This is a genomic window from Mycolicibacterium novocastrense, from assembly GCF_001570485.1.
Taxonomy (GTDB): Bacteria; Actinomycetota; Actinomycetes; order Mycobacteriales; family Mycobacteriaceae; genus Mycobacterium; species Mycobacterium novocastrense.
The window spans coordinates 1-1,147 of record NZ_BCTA01000107.1 but is presented as its reverse complement, the minus strand read 5'-3'; the positions used below and the strand labels follow the sequence as shown (position 1 = coordinate 1,147).

General features: G+C 62.3%; 1 protein-coding gene. It reads left to right on the top strand.

Translation table 11 applies throughout. The features are described 5' to 3' along the window. On the top strand, positions 1-1,147 hold a 1,147-nt coding region (locus tag RMCN_RS30630), incomplete at both ends, for an IS30 family transposase (protein WP_084377912.1).

Here is a 1,147-nt window from a genome sequence, read left to right as displayed (position 1 = left end):
TGGGGTCATGTCAGTGATGGCTGTACGGCCGGGGATGCCGGTTTGGCGGTCGGCGTGTCGGAAGGTACCGGAGTTCGCTGGCTGCGCGACGCTGGCGGAGTGAAGCCACGGCTTACCGAACCGAAGAACTCAGGTCCTAAGCCTCGATTGACCTTAGCCGATCGCATCCAGATCGACCTCGGCATCAAGACTAACGAGTCGCTGCAGTCGATAGGTGCGCGGTTGACTCCGCGGCGGCCGGCCTCGACGATCAAGCGTGAGATCGACGCCAACGCCGATATCCATAACGTCACGGGGACGTCGGGGTATCGGCGGAAACAAGCCTTCGGCGCGCGCCAAAGCGGCAGAACTGCGCAGGTGCATTACGACGCGTACGTGGCCCAAGCCCGTTCTGATCAACGCGCTCGACGCCCCAAACCAAGCAAGCTGGCCGTCAACGAACGGTTGCATGAAGAGGTGCAGAGGCGGTTACTTGAGGAACACAGCCCTGAGCAGATCGCTGAGCGGTTAGTGATCGACTTCCCCAACGACCCGGAGATGCGAGTGTCACCCGAGACCATCTACCGATCGATTTACGTTCAGGGCAAAGGGAATCTGCGCCGCGAATTGCACACCTGCCTGCGCACCGGGCGGGCGATACGCAAACCTCAGCGCCGTCCCGACGAGCGCCGAGGCCGCATCCGCGACATGATCAACATCAGCGAACGCCCGCCCGAAGCCAAGGATCGCGCGGTGCCCGGGCACTGGGAGGGCGACCTGATACTGGGCAGCACCGCCTCGGCCTCGGCGATCGGCACCGTGGTAGAGCGTGCCAGCCGGTTCGTCATGCTGTTGCACCTGCCCGACAACCACCGAGCCGATGCGGTGCAAGACGCCATCGTCGACAAGATGGCTCAGCTGCCAGCGATCCTGCGCAAAACCTTGACCTGGGACCAAGGTAGCGAGATGGCCAACCATGTCGCCATCGCCGCCGCCGCCGAACTCGATATCTATTTCTGCGATCCGCATTCTCCATGGCAACGCGGCACCAACGAAAACACCAACGGCCTGCTACGCCAATACTTTGCCAAAGGCACCGACCTCTCAATCTTCCCGGCCGACTACCTCGACTACGTCGCCGCCAAGCTCAACACCCGACCACGCAAAA